The organism is Ruegeria sp. AP12, from assembly GCF_056540025.1.
Genome location: NZ_JBQFVZ010000114.1, coordinates 1 through 1,002 on the forward strand (window position 1 = coordinate 1; position 1,002 = coordinate 1,002).

At 62.1% G+C, this 1,002-nt stretch carries 1 protein-coding gene; it reads left to right on the forward strand.

Going from position 1 to position 1,002, the window contains the following annotated elements:
* Positions 1–1,002: MATE family efflux transporter (locus ACR0E6_RS21600; RefSeq protein ID WP_480587174.1), on the forward strand; the 1,002-nt coding region annotated here is incomplete at both ends.

Sequence of the window (1,002 nt, forward strand, 5' to 3'; positions counted from 1 at the left end):
CCGCGCAGGCGCGCGGGGCCGGAGAGAGCGCCGAGATGCGCGCCTTGCTCGTTCGCGGGTTGATGCTCGGCGGGGCGGCAGGCCTTGTGTTTGTCCTTGCCCAGATCGCGATCTTCAGTGGCGCGTTCTGGTTGTCCCCGGCCAGCCCCGAGGTTGAAACACTTGCGCGCTCGTACCTTGAGTTTCGAATCTGGGGAGCACCCGCGACCATTGCCCTATATGCGATCACCGGCTGGCTGATTGCGGTCGAGCGGACACGGGGCGTTTTCCTGCTACAGATCTGGATGAACGGTCTGAACATCGCGCTGGACCTGTGGTTCGTTCTGGGGCTGGGCTGGGGCGTCGAAGGCGTGGCGATTGCGACCCTGATCGCAGAATGGACAGGATTGGCGCTGGGTCTGTGGCTGTGCCGGGACGGGTTTGCCGGGCAAATCTGGCGTGACTGGCCGCGCATTTTCGATGCCACCCGGCTGCGGCGGATGGTGCAGGTGAACGGAGACATCATGATCCGCTCGGTTCTGCTGACTGGCTCGTTCACCACCTTCCTGTTCGTCGGGTCCGATTTAGGAGACGTCAATCTGGCGGCCAATCAGGTACTGCTACAATTCCTGGAAATCACCGCTTTTGCGCTGGACGGATTCGCCTTTTCTGCCGAGGCGCTGGTCGGAGGCGCGGTTGGCGCACGGGACCGATACCAAGTACGGCGCGCCTCGGTCATGGCGTCTCAGTGGGGTGTCGGTGGCGCGGTGCTTCTCAGCGCCGTTTTCTTCTTTGCAGGTCCCGCGCTGATTGATCTGATGTCCACCTCTCCCGAAGTACGCGAGGCGGGACGCACGTTCCTGTTCTGGGCGGCCTTGGCTCCGATCATCGGTGTCGCAAGCTGGATGTTCGACGGTATCTACATCGGAGCCACATGGACCCCCGACATGCGCAATGCGATGCTGCAATCGGTAGCGATCTATGTCGTCCCTTTGTTCATTCTTGTACCCCCGTTCGGCAACC